1 protein-coding gene is annotated in these 234 nt (G+C 68.4%); it reads left to right on the top strand.

The annotated features are described in order from the left end of the window. On the top strand, positions 1–200 hold a 200-nt coding region (locus CVH10_RS24570; RefSeq protein ID WP_146143417.1), incomplete at its 5' end, for a helix-turn-helix domain-containing protein. Between the last annotated feature and the right edge of the window lie 34 nt (positions 201–234).

Below are 234 nucleotides of genomic sequence, written 5' to 3'. Positions count from 1 at the left end.
GCAAAACGGTGAGGAGGGAGGATCTCCTCGATCCGCTCGACCGTGCGGATGATGGCATCGACCGGGCGCAGCGGCTCCGCACGATCGACGTTGCGATTTCGCGGTTGCGGCGCCATCTGCGCAGCGATGGTGAAGAGGTGATCCGGACCGTGCGTGCGCGCGGGTACGTGCTATTGCCCGACGTGGTACCGCTCGATTGATCGACCGGCCGGGCGCCGCGACGGGCACCCGGCC

Source organism: Halomonas sp. ND22Bw (assembly GCF_003011945.1).
Taxonomy (GTDB): domain Bacteria; phylum Pseudomonadota; class Gammaproteobacteria; order Pseudomonadales; family Halomonadaceae; genus Halomonas; species Halomonas halophila.
This window is presented reverse-complemented; position numbering and strand designations above follow the sequence as displayed.